General features: G+C 50.4%; 2 protein-coding genes. Both read left to right on the top strand.

Going from position 1 to position 2,119, the window contains the following annotated elements:
• The coding region (gene tnpB / locus G4407_RS15900) for an IS66 family insertion sequence element accessory protein TnpB (protein ID WP_173689654.1) at positions 1-259 on the top strand (259 nt) is incomplete at its 5' end.
• Between the two features lie 141 nt (positions 260-400).
• Positions 401-2,053, top strand: coding sequence for an IS66 family transposase (gene tnpC / locus G4407_RS15895; protein ID WP_173689653.1), 1,653 nt, complete (start codon positions 401-403; stop codon positions 2,051-2,053).
• Positions 2,054-2,119: the final 66 nt, after the last annotated feature.

The following is a 2,119-nucleotide window of genomic DNA, read 5'->3' as shown; positions in this document are numbered from 1 at the left end:
CAAATTTCAACTCGACCCATACTCGCGCTGCATGTTTGCATTCTGCAACCGCAGGCGCACCCTTATCAAGATTCTCCAGTGGGACGGATCCGGATTCTGGATCCTTATGAAACGCCTTGACCGTGATGCCTTTCACTGGCCGGACACCCCGGATGAGCTCCGGCAGGTTACCCTGAAAGAAATGCACTGGCTGTGCGATGGCCTTTCCCTGGATCAGAAAGATGCCTTTGAAGAACACCATCCGAAAATTGTGGTATAAGGCAGGTGTCAATTCGCAGAAAGTACGAAAAACCGGCGGTTTCCGGAGACTATTTCTACATGCTCAGGATCCGTTTTTTCTCGAAAAACAGCGGGTTTCATGGTATAATCTTTATATAACATGACAGCCGGGAGAAAAGGGATGGAACCGTTTTTTACAGAAGAACAGCTGAATAACATGAGCCGTGAAAACCTGATTGAAATCATGAAGATCATGAAGGAACAGAGTGCAAAAAAGGATACGGAAATCCAGCTTCTGAAGGATAAGCAGAAAGAACTGGAATTTATGAACGCCATGCTCTCCGACCGCTTGGCACTGGCCCGGAGGAAACAGTTCGGTTCTTCCAGTGAAAAGTATGCCGAAGGTTATGAACAGATGGATCTGTTCAATGAGGCAGAAGCATCGGCAGATCCGGAGGCAGAGGAACCGTGTTTTGAAGAAATCCATCCGTCATCCTATAAACGGAAAAAGCGTACAGGAAAGAAGGAAGAAGATCTCTCCGGCTTTGAAGTCACCGAGACCATTGAGTACAAGCTGGCCGGAGAAGACCGTTACTGTCCGGACTGCGGGAAAAAGTACAAGGTTGTTACCAAAGAGACCGTGAAACGTCTGAAATTCGTTCCCGCGAAATTCGAGGTGGTGGAGGAGGTGACCTGTGTTTACAGCTGCCCGGAATGCGGTTCCATGAAGCGGCCGGAGAAAACACCGCCGCTGGTGGGCGGCGGAAGTATCGCGACACCATCCCTGGTGGCCGGGATCATGAATGCCAAGTATGTCAACGGAATGCCGCTGGCGCGGCAGGAACGGGAATTCGCCAGATACAACCTGAACCTTTCCACTAAAACCATGGCAAACTGGATCATCGGCTGTGCGGACCGTTACCTGAAACTGCTGTATGACCGGATGAAAGAGGAATTCCTGAAAAGCCGGTACATCCACTGTGACGAGACCCGGATACAGGTGATCGGCGAGCCGGATCAGAAGGGTTCCACCCAGAACTGGATGTGGGTATATCTTACGGATGAATATAGCGGCTCCCCGCGTATGGCGCTCTTCGATTATGAGAGAACCCGCGCCGGATATCATCCGGTAAAGTTTCTTGACGGACGTTTCCATGGATACCTGACCTGCGATGGCTACCAGGCATACCAAGGGCTGGACGATTCCATTACCGTGACCGGCTGCTTTACCCACGCGAGACGCCGTTTTGATGCCGCACTTACGGCACTGAAAAAGGACTTCACCAAGGAGCAGCTGAAAGAGACTGTTGCATACAACGCAATGACACGGATCGGGATCCTGTATAAAGTCGAGGAACTGATTAGAAACAAAACACCGGAAGAACGCCATGAGGAACGCCAGAAACAGTCCCGCCCGGTGGTAGACGCACTGTTTGAGTGGCTGCATTCGATGGAAGATTCTGTGGACAGATCTTCCCTTATTGGTGATGCCATTCTTTATACACTGAACCAGGAACCATATCTGCGCCGCTATCTGGACGACGGACACCTCAGCATCGATAACAACAGTGCGGAACGTGCCATCAAGAATTTCGCTGTCGGCCGCCGGAACTGGCTCTTTGCCAAAAGTATCCGTGGAGCAGATGCCAGTGCTGTTGTTTACAGTGTCACGGAAACAGCTCTCCTGAACGGGCTGAAACCATATGTGTACCTGACATATGTGCTGGACCAGATACGGCAGATGGGATCATTTCCAAAGCCGGAAGAACTGGACCGGCTACTCCCATGGTCGGATGATCTGCCGGATGAATTCAGGACGAAAAATCAAGGATAAATTAAGCCACCTGATCAACAGGTGGCTCTTTTTGAAAAATCAAGGTACAGATGATTACCTACTTAC

The sequence above is a fragment of the Allocoprococcus comes genome (assembly GCF_013300725.1).
Taxonomy (GTDB): Bacteria; Bacillota; Clostridia; order Lachnospirales; family Lachnospiraceae; genus Allocoprococcus; species Allocoprococcus comes_A.
Note: the sequence above shows the minus strand (reverse complement) of the source record. Positions and strands in the feature narration are given on the sequence as shown.